Here is a 16,827-nt window from a genome sequence, read left to right as displayed (position 1 = left end):
GCTGAAACGAGCAGGGGCGCGGTAAATGTTCACCATTGATGACCTGGCCGATCGACTCGGCGGCTATTTACCCTCAGATGAGATCCAGCAGGTCAAGCGCGCCTTTTATTACGCCGAGCAGGCCCATGATGGCCAGCGTCGGCGCTCGGGTGAGCCCTACGTTACCCATCCGCTTGCTGTGGCCAATATTCTGGCCAATATGCACATGGACCATCAAAGCCTGATGGCCGCCATGCTGCATGATGTCATTGAAGATACCGGTGTTTCCAAAAAGGCGTTGGCTGCCCAGTTCGGCGATCCGGTGGCGGAGCTTGTCGATGGCGTTTCCAAGCTGACCCAGATCACCTTTGAAGATAAAGCCGTTGCTCAGGCGGAAAACTTCCAGAAGATGGTATTGGCGATGTCGCGGGATATTCGCGTCATTATCGTCAAGCTAGCTGACCGCCTGCATAACATGCGTACGCTTGGTGCGCTCAGGCCGGATAAAAAGCGCCGTATTGCCCGAGAAACGCTGGAAATTTACGCCCGTATTGCCGGGCGGCTAGGCATCAATACGATCCGTATTGAGCTTGAAGATCTTTCGTTTCAAGCCATCCACCCCATGCGTTCAGAGCGTATCAAGCGAGCGGTCGCCAGCGCCCGGGGGAATCGGCGTAGCGCCATGCGTGAAATCCAGTCGTCACTGCAGCAAAGCCTGGATGAAGAGGTGTTGCAGGGCACGGTTATGGGGCGGCAAAAGCACCTGCTCTCGATCTATAAAAAGATGCGCGACCAGCGTAAACCGTTTGCTGAAATCATGGACGTATTCGGGTTTCGGATCATTACCGAGGATGTCGCCAACTGCTATCGTATCCTGGGCGTGGTGCATAACCTGTATAAGCCGGTGCCGGGGCGCTTTAAAGACTATATCGCCATCCCCAAGGCCAACGGCTATCAAAGTCTTCACACTACGCTGTTTGGGCCGCGCGGCATGCCGATTGAAGTGCAGATCCGCACCCGCGAAATGGAGGCCATGGCCAATAACGGTATTGCGGCTCACTGGCTCTATAAAGCGGGGCAGACCACGCATCCGATTGCTGAAGGCAGCCATGCGCGCGCCCGGGCATGGGTGAAAGGCCTATTGGAGATGCAGCGCCACGCCGGGAACTCATTGGAGTTTATCGAACACGTCAAAAACGATCTGTTCCCCGACGATATTTACGTGTTTACCCCAAAAGGCGACATCATGGAGCTGCCCCAAGGCGCCACGGTGATCGACTTTGCGTATAGCGTGCATACCGATATCGGCAATAACTGTATTGCTTGCCGAATTGATCGCCATTTGGCGCCGCTTTCAACACGCCTGGAAAGTGGCCAGACGCTGGAAATTATCACCGCGCCCGGCGCACGCCCCAACCTTGCCTGGCTTAGCTTTGTCTCGACGGCCAAGGCGCGCTCGGCTATTCGCCACGCGCTGAAGCATCAGCAGCAAACCGAAGCGATTACGCTTGGTCGGCGGCTCCTTAACAAGGCGCTGGCGCCGTTTGAAACCAGCCTGGAAGAGCTTGACGACAGCGTGCTTCAGCAAGCGTTAAAAGAGCTGGAAATAGCCTCACAGGATAGCCTTCTGGAGTCGCTGGGCCTGGGCAACCGTATGGCGCATGTGGTCGCCAGGCGCTTGATGGACGTCGCTCATGGTGATCATCCCGATTCCCGTTCAGGTACCTTTGATGGTGGCAAAGCCGTGCTGATAAGCGGCAGCGAGGGCATGGTGATTAACTTTGCTCGCTGTTGCCATCCGCTTCCTGGCGACCCGGTGCTGGGCCATCTTTCTATGGGTAAAGGACTGGTGGTGCATCGCGCCGAGTGCAGAAACCTGATAGAGCATAAAAACGATCCTGATAAGCTGTTTACGCTTGAGTGGTCTGACGCGATTGATGAAGACTTCCCGGTAGCATTGCGGATTGAAATTGAAAGCCGTCGAGGCCTCGTCGCGGAGCTTGCAGGGCTGGTGACCGATGCTGATGCCAATATCGAGCGAATTGGCATTGAAGAGCGTGATGCGCGCCTCTCTACGGTGAATCTCACGCTGTCGGTCAAAGGCCGCGTTCACCTTGCACGTATTATCAAACGCATTCGTAATTTGCCGAACGTCGGAAAAATTACCCGTATGACCAACTAAACCTATTAAAGCGGCCTGGCCGAATTGCCATCCGGCACCGGCCACGTATCGCTATTGCAGTCATTACCTATTTTTGAAAAAAACAGACCCCCTTTTAAACTTTATACAAACACGCTGGTTGGATAATTAACGCTTAATAATGACTGGTACTGAAGAACGACGAGTACTGAATAACTGAGGAGCGAAACACCGCATGAGCAATAAAGCCGTTATTAATACTGACAAAGCCCCCGCCGCGATTGGCCCTTACTCGCAGGCGATCAAAGCGGGTAATACGGTCTATCTCTCTGGTCAGATTCCGCTAGACCCAGCGACCATGGAGCTGGTGTCCGAGGACTTCGAAGCACAGGCGCGCCAGGTATTTACCAACCTGAAAGCCGTTTGCGAAGAAGCCGCAGGCTCGCTTGGCGATGTGGTGAAACTGAATTTGTACCTGGTCGACCTGGATAACTTCGCCATCGTTAACAAAGTAATGGAAGAGTTTTTCTCTACACCGTTTCCTGCCCGCGCCGCGGTGGGTGTTAAAGCGCTGCCTAAAGGCAGCCAGGTAGAAGCCGAAGCCGTAATGGTCATCGGTGACTAAACCGTTCACGACGTTTTTGCTATAAAAAAACACCGGCTGAGCGTTTAGCGCCCAGTCGGTGTTTGCGTATTGATTATCTCGTCTGCTATCGACTGCTTCGCTATCTGAAGTAACGCTTTTTTACCCGGAAGTTTTCAATCAGGCTTTCTGAGTCTCTAAAAAGCCGCCCTCTTTGAGTATCTGAGCGTAGCCTTCACGGTAGCTTGGGTAGCGAAACTGATAGCCGGTTCCAAGGATACGTTGGTTATTACAGCGCTTACTGGCCCGGCGGCGCAGCGGCGACTGCATGGTATCGGTTGATTCCACCTTCAGTTGCTTGCCTATCCAGGCCATCACGTTATGCATGGTGACCGGCTCGCAGTCGCTACCCAGGTAAAGTTCCGCCAGCGGTTGACCGCTTTCCTGGCTGCGAATTAAATGCGCCAGAATACCGGTGCAATCATCCCGGTGAATACGGTTGGAGTAGATAACCGGCGTAACCGCAGCGATGCGGCCTTCTGCTACCTGGTGAATCAAGCGGTCACGGCCAGGCCCGTAAATGCCTGAAAAACGTACCACAGTGCCGGGTAGCGAATGGTTAAGCAGTAGTTGCTCCGCTTCATACATCAGCATGCCAGAGAAGCTGGTGGGGCCGGTTGGGCTATCTTCGGTCACCTCCTCGCCTTCCTGCTGACCATATACGCTGGTAGAGGAGACAAAAAAGACCCGACGCGGTGGTTTTTTGTGCTGTTCCATCACGCTCAGTACGCGCTTTAGACCGTCCGGATAGGCGCTTTGGTAAGCGCTCTCTTCAAAGCGGTCAGCGCTTACGCTATAAATGATGTAGTCCGCTTGGGGGAGTGCAGATGCATTGGCCTCATCAAGATCATTAAGGTCAAGCGCCAGGGGTTCAATGCCGGTGTCTTCTAAAGCCGCTGTTTTACGACGTGCGCCAATGACGTGGTGCCCCTCATCAATCAACTGGCGTCCTAAGGTAATGCCGAGATCACCACAACCGATAATCAGTATCGTTAGCTTCACCTTGTCCACTCCTTTTGATAAATATTCCCTATTGGATACAAACTCGCTGCGAGATGTGACATCGTCATCAGGATTTCCTGTCCCTTTTCGTCCCGCTGACTGCCATGATATTCGTCATGAGCTGCTACGAGAGGATGCCCACTGGCGCCGTTATGACTTTAACAGAACTTCGCTACATCGTAACCCTTGCCCAGGAGCGCCACTTTGGTCGCGCGGCTGAACGCTGTCATGTGTCGCAGCCCACGCTTTCTGTGGCGGTGAAAAAACTGGAGGAGGAGCTTGATATACCGCTGTTTGAGCGCTCCAAATCCACGATTCAAGTAACCCCCCTTGGCGAGAAGATCATTGCTCAGGCTCAGCGCGTGCTGGAGCAAAGCCGGCTGATTTATGAAATGGCCAGCGCGGGTAAGGATCAGCTATCCAATCCACTACGCATTGGGGCTATTTACACGATTGGTCCCTACTTGTTTCCGCACCTGATTCCTGCGCTTGCCAATATTGCGCCGCAAATGCCGCTGTATATTGAAGAAGGTATGACCGGAACGTTACGTTCCAAGTTAAAAAATGGTGAGCTGGATGTCATTATTGTGGCACTACCGTTCACGGACACCGATATTGTGACCAAGCCCATTTACGAAGAGCAGTTTGAAGTCTTGATACCGGCAAATCACCGCTGGGTAGAGCGCGAGGCTATTCGTAAAGAGGAGCTGCTGGAAGAGCGCTTGCTGCTGTTGGGTGAAGGCCACTGCTTTAGAGACCAGATTCTTGAGGCGTGCCCGGCGATTAGCCAAAAGCTTAACAACCCGAATAACACCTTGATTGCCGAGGGTGGCTCGCTGGAAACCATTCGGCATATGGTGGCGTCACGGCTAGGCATTACCGTATTGCCGCAGTCAGCGTTAGGTACCGACCAGTATGAAAACGCGATGCTTGAGAGCCGACCCTTTGTGGATCCCGCCCCTTCACGGACGGTAGCGATCGCCTGGCGAGCCAGCTTTCCGCGCCCTAAAGCGATCGACGCCCTGGTGGATGCCATCAGCCAGTGCCAACAGCCCGCCCAAAAGGGTAAAGCGCGCTCATGAGCGATCTTAATGGCCCCGTCACTGCGCTTAAAGGCGTCGGTGAAGCGTTGGCGCTCAAGCTTTCGCGGTTGGGCATTGAACACGTAAGCGATCTGCTTTTTCACTTGCCGCTACGCTATCAGGATCGCACCCGCTTAACGCCAATCGGCCTGCTACGCGCCGGGCAGGAAGCGGTGGTAGAGGGTGAAGTGACCGCCTCTGATGTCGTAAAAGGGCGGCGGAGAAGCCTATTGGTACGCCTGCGCGATGGTAGCGGTATTCTAAGCCTGCGTTTTTTTCACTTTTCGCCTGCCCAACAGCAGCAGTTGCGCCCGGGCGTTTCGGTACGTGCGTTTGGTGAAGCGCGGGCTGGGGCCACCGGGCTTGAAATTTACCATCCCGAATATCGCTTGAATGCAGCGGGCGAAACGCCGGTCGATGAGTATTTCACCCCCATCTACCCCACCACCGAAGGCTTGAATCAAGCCCGCTTGCGCGCATTGACGCAGCAGGCGCTTGGCGTACTGGATAGCGCGCCCGAAGCGCTGCCGGATGTCATTCCTGACGTGCTGCGTCAGCGTTTTCACCTGCCGGGGCTGCACGCCTGCCTACATTTGCTGCATCAACCCCCGCCTGATGTGGACATCGAAAAGTTGACCAGCGGCCAGCATGCCGCCACGCGCCGTCTGGCGGTGGAAGAGCTTTTAGCGCATCAACTAAGTCTGCGTGAAGTGCGCCTGCGTATTCAGGCCGACGGCGCTCCTCAACTGTCTTCCGGGCGCAGCCTTCAGGCACGCTTTTTAGCCCAGTTGCCGTTTGCCTTAACGGGGGCCCAAAGGCGAGTGCTTGAGGAGATTGCGCTGGATTTAAGCCGCCCTGCCCCCATGCTGCGCCTGGTGCAAGGCGATGTGGGGTCGGGGAAAACCGTGGTGGCCGCCATGGCAGCGCTAGCGGCCCTGGCAGGCAATTGCCAAGCGGCGATAATGGCACCTACCGAAATCCTTGCTGAGCAGCACTACCGGGCGTTTAAGGCGTGGTTTGAGCCACTGGGTATTGAAGTCGCCTGGCTTGCGGGCAAGTTAAAGGGCAAAACCCGCCTGGATGCCAAGGCAGCCATCGCCGATGGTCGCGCACGTATGGTGGTCGGCACCCACGCGCTGTTCCAGGACGACGTTCATTTTCAGTGCCTGGGGCTGGCCATCATCGACGAGCAGCACCGCTTTGGGGTCCACCAACGCTTGGCTCTGCGTGAAAAAGGCGAAGCGGGTGGGTTAACGCCGCACCAACTGATCATGACCGCGACACCTATTCCCCGCACGCTGGCCATGAGCGCCTATGCGGACCTGGATGTCTCGGTGATTGACGAGCTACCGCCGGGGCGTACGCCGGTTAAAACGGTAGTGGTGTCTGACGAGCGCCGCCCGGAGGTTGTTGAGCGGATTCGCCGTGCCTGCAGCGATGGTCGCCAGGCCTATTGGGTGTGCACGCTGATTGATGAGTCCGAAGTGCTGCAGTGCCAGGCGGCGGAAGTCACCTGCCAGGAATTAACCGACGCGTTACCGGAGCTTGCCATTGGCTTGATCCACGGGCGAATGAAGGCCAGCGAGAAGGCCGACGTGATGGCTGCTTTTAAAGAGGGTGAACTGGATCTGTTGGTCGCCACCACGGTGATTGAAGTGGGGGTAGATGTACCGAATGCCAGCTTGATGATTATTGAAAACCCGGAACGCCTGGGGCTTTCTCAGCTTCACCAATTGCGTGGTCGCGTGGGCCGAGGGAGCACGGAAAGCTTTTGTGTACTGCTTTATCACCCGCCGCTCTCCAAAAGTTCTCGCCAGCGCCTAAGCGTCATGCGTGAGACCACTGATGGTTTCCGTATCGCTGAAAAAGATCTGGAAATCCGCGGCCCGGGCGAGGTGTTAGGCACCCGACAAACGGGCCTGGCACAGATGAAAATAGCCGACCTGGAACGCGATGCTGACCTGTTAGAGCGCGTCACCGCGTTAGCGTGCGAGCTGCAAAGCGAGCCGCAAATAACCGCCGTGCTGGTACGGCGGTGGTTGGGCGAGGCCGCAGGCCGCTACGGGCAGGTATAGCGGTCAGTAACGGTGCGTTTAAACGCTAGCGTTAGGGCGGGTAGCTTCCTCGATGAAGGCTGATGTGCGGGTCAAGCGATTCGCCGCCTCACCCAAAGGCGCTAGCTGTTCGGTGATGAGGCGTAGCTGGCTTTGAATAGGGCGATACATCACCACGGCTTGTTCGTCAGAGCTTGTCTTGCCGGACTCATCCAGCTGTGTGAGTAGCTCGCTGACGGGCTCATTGAGCGGGGCAACCAGCTGACGCTTGTCCAACTGCTCGGCAAGCTGGCCCAGAAGTTCGCTGATCCGTTTAGCGGATGGCATCAAGGCGGCGTCATCCTCGCCTTCCAGCAAGCGGTGCCGGTGGGCGCCCAGGGCCGAGAGGTGGCTAAGCAGCGTATTGGAGAGCACCAAAAAGCGTAGGCCATTATCGGCATCCTGTTTGCGGTAGTGGCCCGGCTCGTGAAGCATATTGGTGAGCAGGGTAGAAAGCGCGGCATCGGCATTGTGGGCATTGCGCCGTGCCAAGCGGTACGCAAGGTCGTCCTGCTTGCCCTCTTCGTATTGATGAATAATTTCATCCAGATAGCGGCGGTGGTTGGTAACCGTCTTCGCCGCTTCCCGATACAGCCGGCGGCCCTGCCAATCGGGCAGAATAAAAAACACCGCGAGTCCTGCAATCAGCGAGCCAATTAAGGTGTCAAACAAGCGCGGCCAGATAAGGTCGAAGCCGTCGCCTACCTGGTTAAAGCTGCACAGCACCAGCAACGTGATGGCCGCTGTCGCCACGACATAGCGTTTTTCCCGGTTGGCAAAAAAGGTGACGCCAGCGGCCACCGCAATCACGCTCTGCACGCTTGGCTGGGGAAACAGGCTGATCGACACCCAGCCTGCCGTAAGGCCAAGTACCGTGCCCAAAATGCGTTGGGAAAGAAAGCGTCGCGTCGTGGCGAAGTTAGGCCGACATACAAACAGGGTAGTCAGCAAAATCCAGAAGCCTTGTTCGGGGTCCAGCCACTGAAGCAGGCCGTAGCCCGCCATGAGCGCGGTTGTCAGGCGTACCGCGTGGCGAAAGGTGGGCGAGCCAAGGGTAAAGTTAAGCTGTACTCGCTTCCACGCTTCCAGCAGGCTGGAGGGCGAGCGATCATAGAGCGCGCTATCTTCGCGGTCGTTGGTGGTATCCGGGTTATGAGCACTGGCGATCTGTGCTTCGAGCGTTGCGAGGTTGTCCGCCAGCGCATTAAGCGGGTGCATCAGTTTGCGCCATTCGGGTTTGCCGCGTTCGCTCAAATTATCGATAGAGGCCCTAAGGTCGGCCAAGGCTTGTTCACTCTGCTTATGGTCAAAAGCGCGCTTCAGCAGTAACGATTTGGCTAGCTGACGGCAGGCGCGGCCCTGCTGATCCAAAAGTCGCTGGCAGCGAAACAGCACGTCATGGTGAAAAAATGCTTCGGTGAGGGCGCTGTAGGGGTAATGGGTCGAGCTTGCCCGTTCATGAATATCCTGAGCAATAAAGTATATCTGCAGGTAACGGTTAAGCTTTTGACTTCCTCGCTGGCCTTCCAGACGACGAAAAATCATCTCTTTTGCCTGGTTGAGGGCATCCACCACTTTGCCGTTCTGGCGTGCCAGCGCCACGCGACGGGCTTCTACATCGACCCCGCGTACGGGTTCAAACAGCGCTGATTTAAGAATCAGAAACTCGCCCAGCGTCTTGTACACGCGCGCCATGCTCTGCTTGACGGGTTGACGAGAAAAAAGAACACACCAGACAACGGAAATAACCCCGTACCAGGCCGCACCCGCCAACAGCAGCAACTGGCGTGAGGCCACATCGGCATCCACACCGCCGTGCTGCTCAATATTGATCATTGAGTAGATCGATAAAATCAGCGTGCCTGAGGCAATCGTGGCGTATCGCTGGCCGATAGCGCCCAACATGATGAGGGTGAACGTGGATATTCCCAGCCCCAGCGCAAACAGCCATGGCCAAGGAAACAGCCACTGCACGATAAATGAGGCTGAGGTAAAACATACCAGGGTTACCAGCAGCGCCTGTAAGCGGCCTTGCCAGCTGTCATCGGTTTCGGAGAGCGCGCAGGCGATAATGCCCAGAAACAGCGGTATTACCAGGGCGATGTCGCCAAGATAAAGGCTAAATAGCAGGGCTGCGCTGAATGCGATAAAAACGCGCAGGCTATAGGCAAACTTATCAAGTGTCCAAAGACGCCGAAGCGGCAGTGAAATAGGCATAGACGCTCTTATTGTCAGTCGTTGTTAGACTTTAGTGTAAGCCATGGGGCTGGTTCGTTGCTATGGTTTTGGGGTTATCACGTTATGCGTTTTGGAGCAGATAAGCTCCTACCATTCGACCACACGCTTGCCTATATTATCGCCATTGAGCAACCCAATGAGCGCTGGAGCCACGCTGTCGAGTCCACCGCTTACTCTATCGAGCCGCCATGCGATACTTTTTTGATCAACCAGAGGCGCCATAAAACGCTGAAAGTCGTTCCAATGCGTTAGATAATCGGGCACGACAAAGTGATGGATTGCGACCCTTTTTTGCCTCAGCTGGGCAAAATTATCCGGACTTTTACGCGGGCTGCGGGTTTGGTATTGGCTTACTAACCCGCAAAGCACGAGGCGTCCATTCGGTCTCATTGCGTCAATCGCAGCAATAAAAGCGCTGCCCCCGATATTTTCAAAATTGAGCGTAATACCGGAAGGCGCCGCGTTATTAAGTTGCCTGGCGTAATCAGGATGGCGGTGATTAAGTACGGTCTTGAACCCCAAACGGTGTAGCCAATCACGCTTGTCGGTACGTCCGGCTGTCACGATCACGTTTGCCCCTTGGCGCTGTGCAAGCTGTGCGGCAATAGAGCCAACCGCACCGGCAGCGGCACTTACCAGTACGGTATCTTCAGCGGTGGGCTGCCCCAGTAACTGCATGCCTACCCAGGCAGTAAACCCCGTCATTCCTAATGGATGCAAGTAGGCGTCGGGGTCACTGCCCGCCGGTACGCGCATCAGGTGCTGTCCGTCAGTGGCAATGAGCTCCTGCATGGGGAGGTGGCCCACGACGAGATCGCCCCGCTTAAACCCCGGCTCACTGCTGGTGACTACCTCGGCCATGGTCCAGCCTGATAGGGTGCTGCCAGCCTTCCAGCGCTCAATATAGTCATACCCGCTGGGCTGCATCCGCGTGCGCATGTAGGGGTCAACACTGATCGCGAGAGGTTTTAGCAGTAATCGTGTTATGTCTGGCAGGCTAATCTCTGTCTTTTCGATGTGCTCGCAACGCAACTCCCCCTCAGGTAAGTGAGCAATCGTTAAGCCTGTCGTTTTTTTCCTGGATACGGTCATAGCGGTCCGTTCATGACATTAATAGCGCTAACGCTACCGGGAATAAACGCAAAAGGCCTGTTTAAAATCGCTGTGCAAACGTTATGGAGGGAGAAAGGCAGGTGAAACGCGTAGGAACCCGCCACCAACGGGTGGCGGGTAGAACCGCTGGAAGAAGCGTTACAAATACTTCAGCAGTTTTTGCAGCTTGTTCATATCGGTGGAGTCACCGACAAGGCGTACCTCGCCGTTGAGCATTCCATCGAGGAAAGCTTGCTGCGTTGGCTTTCTAAGGATACGTAATGCGGCTTCCTGATCGCGAAAGCGCAATTCAAGATCCAAATCGACTGGCAGGCCTTTACCTGAAGAGACCCCTTTGGGGGTCATCCGGTAGTAGCGAGCAATGCTCAAGTCTTCCGTCGCAATGCCCCAGTCCAGGTGACGCATCCTTTCAAGCTGTTCACGAAAGCGTGGCTTGCGGCGCAGGGCATGTTTGAGCATTAGGCTCAATAGCCACAGCGTCAGCTTGAGTTTCATTAGGAAACGGCGTCCTTAAGCGCTTTACCCGGCTTAAAGGCAACATTTTTGCTGGCCGGAATTTGTAAAGGTGCGCCCGTTTGCGGGTTTTTGCCGGTACGTGCTGCACGCTCACGTACGGTAAAGGTACCAAAACCAATCAATGCCACATCTTCGCCTTTCGCAACGCTGTTGGTGATTTCATCCAGAATAACATTCAGGACTTGGCCTGCTTTGTCTTTGGATAGGTCGGCACCCTCAGCGATGGCAGCGGCGAGTTCAGGTTTGCGCATAGGAAATTCCCCTCATTAAAAGTAAGCGTAAAGCATCGTGGTGTTGTTAAAAGCACTCACTAGGCCAAGCTAGCTTATCCAGCCTAGACGTGAACGCGATAAAAATCAGCCCAGCAGTGTGGGAGCTGCTCGGGAAAGCTCCACTTTCCGTCTCACGCAGCCGCCTGTCAACGCAAAACCGACTAAATTCCCGTCTTTATCTTCGGCAAGCGCCGTCATATCACCCCCTTCGCCCTCAATTCGCCAGTGTTCGGGTATCGCCGAAGGCGGATAGGCCACTACGGGCAATAGCGGCGTTTTCACAATGATGGGCCAGGCGCCAAAGCTGACCTGCGTTGGTGAGCCGGCAAGCGTTGCCGAGAGTGCTTTGGCACTGGCTTGTAATGGCTGGACGTACATGGCATTGAGGCCTTCTATGCAAGCAACATCGCCCAAGGCATAAATATGCGGGTGCGAAGTGCGCAAATATCGGTCTACCTGAATACCTTGTGGTGAAACGGCAAGCCCGGCAGCCTTTGCCAGCGCGGTTCTTGGCGTAAGGCCGGTTGCCAGTAAAACAATATCGGCGTTGACGGTGTCATCGTTGCTAAGCGTTAGCCGAACCGTGCTGTCATTATGCGGGGCTAACTCTTTAATCGTGCGGTGAAGCGCAAGCTTTATACCGGCTTCCTGAAAGGCATCACTCAGCGCAAACCCCAGCGGTTCTGGTAATAGCCTGGGTAACGGCGTGGCCTCTGGAGCAATCAGAGTGACTTGATGGCCACCTGCCTGCAGGTCGTTGGCAAATTCACAGCCAACTAATCCTGCGCCGATAACGGCAATGCGCGCAGGGCGATCGTTCAGCGCGTGATGGAACCGGCGATAGTCGTCGAGATCATTAATGGTAAAGCAGTAGCGAGCAACGCTTTCTGGAATGGCAAACGGCACCCGGGGTTCAGCTCCGGTCGCCAGCACCAGCGTATCGTAGGCAAGTGTTTGCCCGTCACTAAGCTGTACGGTGTGCGTGTCTGGTGTCACGTGTTCTACTGACGTATGGGTAAGCACATGGGCATCCAACTCATCGGCCAGTACTGCGGCTGAATGCCTGGCCAGTTGGTGGGGCGAGAGGCGTTTTGCAAAGCCGGTAGATAACAGCGGCTTGCTGTAGTCCTCGCCGCTGTCTGCGCTCACCAAAATAATCGAGCGCTTATCGCCTTGGCGACGTAGCGCACGGGCAAGCCCAATGCCTGCCATGCCGGTACCAATGATGATCAACTCAGCGTGGCCAGTCGGGTTGCTAACCGGATGTGATGCAGGCATGCCATCCCCAAATAATCGGTGTCGTAAAAGCTTTTAAGACCACCATGTTACACTAGCTTCTCTGTTTTTTGCCCAGGAGTATCTGGTGGTGACGTTCTCTTTTCGGCAAGCGTATGCCTTTCCTGTTTGGCAGCCCGTGGCTGCGTTACGCCCCGCCATGAGCGCTGCCTGGTGGAAGTGGGTTGCGTCTACGGATTCGCTAACGGCTCGCTTACAAGCGGCAGGCGCAGGGCAACCATTCCGTGTTCGCCTGCTGCGCCAAGGCGCCGGCGTGCCTCTGCATGATGAAGCGCAGGCGTTGGGGATTGAGCTTCGTCGCTATGCCTGGTTAAGGGAGGTCGCCCTGTGCGTGGGTGATAACCCTTGGGTGGTCGCACGTTCGGTTGCCCCCTTAACACAGCTAAAAGGCCAGCGATTGGAGCAACTTGGTGAGCGCTCGCTGGGCAGTTGGCTGTTTCGCCAGCCAGATTTAGTACGCGGCCCTCTTGAAGCTACGAGCGGTGCGCCACGCTTTGCCTTCCCTCAGGTTGCTGGCGTGAAAAGTCGTTGGGGGCGGCGCTCAGTGTTTCAACATGGTGGGTTATCGCTACTTGTACAAGAGTACTTTTTATCCACCATGGCAGATGACCTTCGTTTGTCTTCGCGGTAGGCTTGCTCGGCATCTCTTCTTTACGTGAGGTAGGCATGGATCGTTCTTTGTTGCGGCCAGTCGGATGGGCGCGAGTCGCTGATTTTTTACACTTAATGCGCCTGGACCGCCCCATTGGTACCTGGCTATTGATGTGGCCTACCTTATGGGCGCTTTGGGTGGCTACAAACGGGGTGCCTGGTCGCAACGTGCTGCTTATTTTTGTGGCAGGTGTTTATGTTATGCGCGCTGCTGGCTGCGTTGTGAATGATTACGCTGACCGCCATGTTGATGGCCACGTTAAGCGCACGAAACATCGTCCACTGGCGACGGGGCGAATCAGTGAAACCGAAGCCCAACTGCTGTTTATTGGGCTGGTCACTATTGCGTTTGTGTTAGTGCTGCTGACCAACTGGTTTACGGTGCTGCTGTCGATTGGTGGCGTGATCCTGGCGTTTATCTACCCCTTTATGAAGCGTTACACCCATCTTCCTCAGGTGGTGCTGGGGGCGGCTTTTTCGTGGGCAATCCCCATGGCGTTTGGGGCGGTGCTGGGCTATGTACCTGTGGAAGCCTGGTTGCTGTTTTTTGCGAACGTACTGTGGACGGTTGCCTACGATACCCAATACGCCATGGTCGACCGTGACGACGACCTGAAAATTGGTATTAAATCAACGGCGGTGCTGTTTGGTAGTGCAGACCGCTTGATGATTGGATTACTGCAACTGGCGACGTTGGTGCTGTTAGCCTTTGTGGGTGTTCGTGTGGGGCTGGGTGGTTTTTTCTGGCTGGGCCTTGCCGGTATGGCGGCCACCTTTATTCATCAACAGCGCCTGATTCGGCATCGTGAACGCGACCCGTGTTTTCAGGCTTTTTTGAATAATTACTGGTCAGGGCTGCTGGTTTTTGCCGGCATTGCGCTAAGTTGGTGGCCAGTGGCCGGGCCGCTCTAGCAAAGCGTGATTAGCGCCTGTCATTCGTTCTTGTTATTGGCTATTGTCATATAAGTGTCATCAAGTCATGGTGTTATTGTCACTGAGATGTCATTGAATTACCTTTCATTGAGCACCGTGAGGCCCTGGAATGACCGCCAAGACCGTTTTGATTGTCGATGATGAAGCACCTATTCGCGAAATGATCGCAGTGGCGCTGGAAATGGCTGACTATCGTGTGCTTGAAGCGGATAACGCCCAGGATGCCCACGCGTTAGTCGTTGACCATCAGCCTGACTTACTGCTTCTGGATTGGATGATGCCAGGTACCAGTGGTATTGAGTTGGCGCGACGCCTTAAGCGTGAAGAAGCCACCGCCGAAATGCCGATTATTATGCTCACCGCCAAGGGTGAGGAAGACAATAAGATTCAAGGCCTTGAGGCGGGCGCGGACGACTATATCACCAAACCCTTCTCGCCCCGTGAGTTGGTCGCGCGCTTGAAAGCCGTATTGCGACGCACCACCCCGCGTGGCGTAGAAGACCCCATTGAAATTAACGGCCTTCTACTCGACCCCGTCAGCCACCGTGTTAGTGCGCATGGCAAGGCGCTGGAAATGGGACCCACTGAATATCGCCTGCTGCAGTTCTTTATGACCCACCAGGAGCGAGCCTATACGCGCAGCCAACTGCTGGACCAGGTATGGGGCGGCAATGTGTATGTTGAAGAACGCACAGTGGATGTACATATTCGGCGCTTGCGTAAGGCGCTAGGCGATGTGCATCAAAACCTGATTCAGACGGTACGGGGTACCGGTTATCGTTTCTCAGCCCGGGTGTAACTGTGCGCCTATGGAGCCGTGAGCTTTGGCGTATTGCCTGGTTAGCGACCATAGGTGTTTGCCTGGGGTGGCTGCTAGGCTCAGCGGGCCTTGGCTTGGCAGCCGGGTTGGCCGTTTGTCTTTTTTACCATTTACGCCAGTTGCGCGTACTCTTTCAATGGTTAACCCTTAATCCTCATAACGAGCCCCCGGCTGCGGGTGGCATGTGGGGGGATTTGCTTGATCGTCTTTACCGCTACCAAAAAAGCCAGCGCATTACACAAGGTCGATTGCGGTCTACGCTTGCGCGTATCCAAGAATCCTCAGAGGCCATGCGCGACAGCGTGGTAATGCTCGACCGCCACGGTGATTTGGAGTGGTGGAACAGTGCAGCGACGGATATGCTGGGCCTACAAACCGCGCACGATCGTGGCCAGCACATTACCAATTTGTTGCGTGACCCACGCTTTATCAGCTACTTCAACGCCCGCGATTACAGCGAACCGCTTACGCTGACCTCACCCATTGATGAGCGCAGCATCCTGCAATACCAAATTACCTTATATGGCGACGATGAGCGTCTGGTGATGGCGCGGGATATCACTCGTTTGCACCGTCTTGAGGAGATGCGCAGAGACTTTGTGGCCAACGTCTCCCATGAGCTGCGTACGCCGCTAACCGTTCTTTCTGGCTACCTCGAAACCTATGGTGACTTGGCTGAGCAGCTTCCGCCTCGTTTGGGCCGGGGGATCGAGCAAATGCAGGACCAAACGCAGCGCATGCAAAATCTGGTTAACGACCTGCTACTTTTGTCACGCTTGGAAATTGATCAAGGCGGGCAAGACCATCAGGCGCTGTCGGTTGAGCAATTGCTTAATAGCGTCTGCCAGGATGCATTGGCGCTATCGCACCGTAAGCATGTTGTCCGTGTTGCTATTGAAAGTGATGTCCAGCTCATAGGGAGCGAGCAGGAAATACGTAGCGCCATTTCTAACCTGGCCTTCAATGCGGTGCGATATACCCCAGAGGGTAGCCAAATTATACTGCGCTGGGCGCCCATGGAAGATGGAAGCGCATGCATAGAAGTAGAAGATGATGGAGAGGGCATCGATCCTGTCCACCTCCCCAGGCTGACGGAGCGCTTTTATCGGGTTGATAAAGGCCGAAGTACCGCGACAGGCGGTACTGGGCTTGGTCTTGCCATCGTTAAGCATATCCTGCTGCGCCATGATGCTCAGCTTCAGGTTGAATCGCATCCTGGAGAAGGTTCGCTATTTCGCTGTACTTTCCCCGCCACTCGGCTGGCTGCAACCTCCTAGCCGCCTTTCCCTAGTCTTCTGTATAACCTTTATCCAAGCGTGCGGACAGCCATCTATGGTTCAAGTCTGCTCATGCGTCATTTTTAGTCAGTTATGGTGGCCCCTTATACACGATCAGCGAGCATGATTGGCACGCGGAATTTGTTTTAAGTTGTTTATTAATAATAGGTATTTTTTTATTTTTGTTTTTTGGCATTACATCTGCATTGAGTTGGGCAAGGAAGATTACCGCAGGAAATGGTACGCCAGGAGGGCACTTCCTTAAGGTAGGCGGTATCAACAGCGATCGAGGAGAAGGAACATGATGTCCAAGGAACTACTCAAGAAAGCTGGGATTTTAGGTGTAACATTCGGTTTACTGGCAAGCCCCTTCGCTTTTGCCCAAGAACCAGTAGATCCGAGCCACGATATTACAGCTGATGAAGAACCCGTGCAGCCGCAATCATCTGGTACAGGTGCAGGTGGTGATGCGTCTACCTATGAGGCAGACGACCTTTCAGATATGAACGGTGAAAGCGCAGGCGATACTACTCGCCCCGGTGTAGGTTCTTCTCAACATGAAACTCATAATGAGTCGATGGATGGCGGACCAACGGGTGTAACAGGTGGCGGCGATACGTCATTTGAGCCGAGCGACCTGCCTGAACAAAATAGCTCTGTGACCACTGGTCAAGATCAGTGACCAGCGGTTTAAACACTCAGCGCTAAAAATTTGTACTGCAGTTTAGGAACGAGCACGGGATAAGGATGTCCCATCGCATGGATGCTCACC

15 protein-coding genes are annotated in these 16,827 nt (G+C 54.9%); 9 read left to right on the top strand and 6 right to left on the bottom strand.

The window, feature by feature from the left end; genetic code table 11:
• The first annotated feature begins 25 nt into the window (after positions 1-25).
• Together ACT3TC_RS06970 and ACT3TC_RS06965 are read left to right on the top strand one after the other, a co-directional pair.
• The gene (locus tag ACT3TC_RS06970; RefSeq protein ID WP_172116787.1) at positions 26-2,161 is read left to right on the top strand and encodes a RelA/SpoT family protein; all 2,136 of its coding nucleotides are present in this window, start codon (positions 26-28) and stop codon (positions 2,159-2,161) included.
• Between the two features lie 193 nt (positions 2,162-2,354).
• Complete coding sequence (locus ACT3TC_RS06965; protein WP_087110278.1) at positions 2,355-2,744, top strand: RidA family protein; 390 nt, start codon at positions 2,355-2,357, stop codon at positions 2,742-2,744.
• A 138-nt stretch (positions 2,745-2,882) separates the two neighbouring features.
• Here the strand turns inward: ACT3TC_RS06965 and ACT3TC_RS06960 are convergent, their stop codons facing one another.
• On the bottom strand, positions 2,883-3,764 hold the full coding sequence (locus ACT3TC_RS06960; protein ID WP_444621744.1) for an SDR family oxidoreductase: 882 nt from the start codon (positions 3,762-3,764) through the stop codon (positions 2,883-2,885).
• 152 nt (positions 3,765-3,916) lie between these two features.
• On the opposite strand from ACT3TC_RS06960, the gene ACT3TC_RS06955 reads away from it, so the two are divergent.
• Positions 3,917-4,846 (top strand): LysR substrate-binding domain-containing protein, encoded by a 930-nt coding sequence (locus ACT3TC_RS06955; RefSeq protein ID WP_444621745.1) that lies wholly within the window; start codon positions 3,917-3,919, stop codon positions 4,844-4,846.
• Positions 4,843-6,921: an ATP-dependent DNA helicase RecG gene (gene recG / locus ACT3TC_RS06950; RefSeq protein WP_444621746.1), complete on the top strand. Its 2,079-nt coding sequence runs from the start codon at positions 4,843-4,845 to the stop codon at positions 6,919-6,921. The genes ACT3TC_RS06955 and recG overlap by 4 nt, the downstream gene beginning before the upstream one ends.
• Before the next feature lie 18 nt (positions 6,922-6,939).
• Here recG and yccS read toward each other — a convergent pair whose 3' ends face one another.
• The 5 genes from yccS to ACT3TC_RS06925 form a co-directional block, all read right to left on the bottom strand.
• Positions 6,940-9,156 carry a YccS family putative transporter gene (gene yccS / locus ACT3TC_RS06945; RefSeq protein ID WP_444621747.1) on the bottom strand — a complete coding sequence of 739 codons (2,217 nt, stop codon included), beginning with the start codon at positions 9,154-9,156 and terminating at the stop codon, positions 6,940-6,942.
• Between the two features lie 108 nt (positions 9,157-9,264).
• On the bottom strand, positions 9,265-10,269 hold the full coding sequence (locus ACT3TC_RS06940; RefSeq protein ID WP_444621748.1) for a zinc-binding dehydrogenase: 1,005 nt from the start codon (positions 10,267-10,269) through the stop codon (positions 9,265-9,267).
• A gap of 159 nt (positions 10,270-10,428) precedes the next feature.
• Positions 10,429-10,785 (bottom strand): hypothetical protein, encoded by a 357-nt coding sequence (locus ACT3TC_RS06935; protein WP_444621749.1) that lies wholly within the window; start codon positions 10,783-10,785, stop codon positions 10,429-10,431.
• Positions 10,785-11,057 (bottom strand): HU family DNA-binding protein, encoded by a 273-nt coding sequence (locus ACT3TC_RS06930; protein ID WP_009098191.1) that lies wholly within the window; start codon positions 11,055-11,057, stop codon positions 10,785-10,787. Before ACT3TC_RS06930 ends, ACT3TC_RS06935 begins: the two co-directional genes overlap by 1 nt.
• 105 nt (positions 11,058-11,162) lie before the next feature.
• Positions 11,163-12,356, bottom strand: coding sequence for an NAD(P)/FAD-dependent oxidoreductase (locus ACT3TC_RS06925; RefSeq protein ID WP_444621750.1), 1,194 nt, complete (start codon positions 12,354-12,356; stop codon positions 11,163-11,165).
• 85 nt (positions 12,357-12,441) lie between these two features.
• Here ACT3TC_RS06925 and ACT3TC_RS06920 point away from each other — a divergent pair, with 85 nt between their 5' ends.
• The 5 genes from ACT3TC_RS06920 to ACT3TC_RS06900 all read left to right on the top strand — a co-directional run bounded on the left by ACT3TC_RS06920 (position 12,442) and on the right by ACT3TC_RS06900 (position 16,737).
• Complete coding sequence (locus ACT3TC_RS06920; protein WP_192526813.1) at positions 12,442-13,005, top strand: chorismate--pyruvate lyase family protein; 564 nt, start codon at positions 12,442-12,444, stop codon at positions 13,003-13,005.
• A 35-nt stretch (positions 13,006-13,040) separates the two neighbouring features.
• On the top strand, positions 13,041-13,937 hold the full coding sequence (gene ubiA, locus ACT3TC_RS06915) for a 4-hydroxybenzoate octaprenyltransferase (RefSeq protein ID WP_444639576.1): 897 nt from the start codon (positions 13,041-13,043) through the stop codon (positions 13,935-13,937).
• 130 nt (positions 13,938-14,067) lie between these two features.
• On the top strand, positions 14,068-14,757 hold the full coding sequence (gene phoB / locus ACT3TC_RS06910; protein WP_087110299.1) for a phosphate regulon transcriptional regulator PhoB: 690 nt from the start codon (positions 14,068-14,070) through the stop codon (positions 14,755-14,757).
• Positions 14,758-14,759: 2 nt separating this feature from the next.
• Positions 14,760-16,055, top strand: a complete 1,296-nt coding sequence (phoR, locus tag ACT3TC_RS06905; protein WP_444639575.1) for a phosphate regulon sensor histidine kinase PhoR — start codon at positions 14,760-14,762, stop codon at positions 16,053-16,055.
• 301 nt (positions 16,056-16,356) lie between these two features.
• Complete coding sequence (locus ACT3TC_RS06900; protein WP_444639574.1) at positions 16,357-16,737, top strand: hypothetical protein; 381 nt, start codon at positions 16,357-16,359, stop codon at positions 16,735-16,737.
• The last annotated feature ends 90 nt before the right edge of the window (positions 16,738-16,827 follow it).

It is taken from the genome of Halomonas sp. AOP27-A1-41 (genome assembly GCF_052378605.1).
In the GTDB taxonomy this organism is placed as follows: domain Bacteria; phylum Pseudomonadota; class Gammaproteobacteria; order Pseudomonadales; family Halomonadaceae; genus Vreelandella; species Vreelandella citrativorans.
The sequence above is the reverse complement of the archived record's forward strand: the minus strand, read 5'-3'. Positions and strand labels throughout refer to the sequence as shown.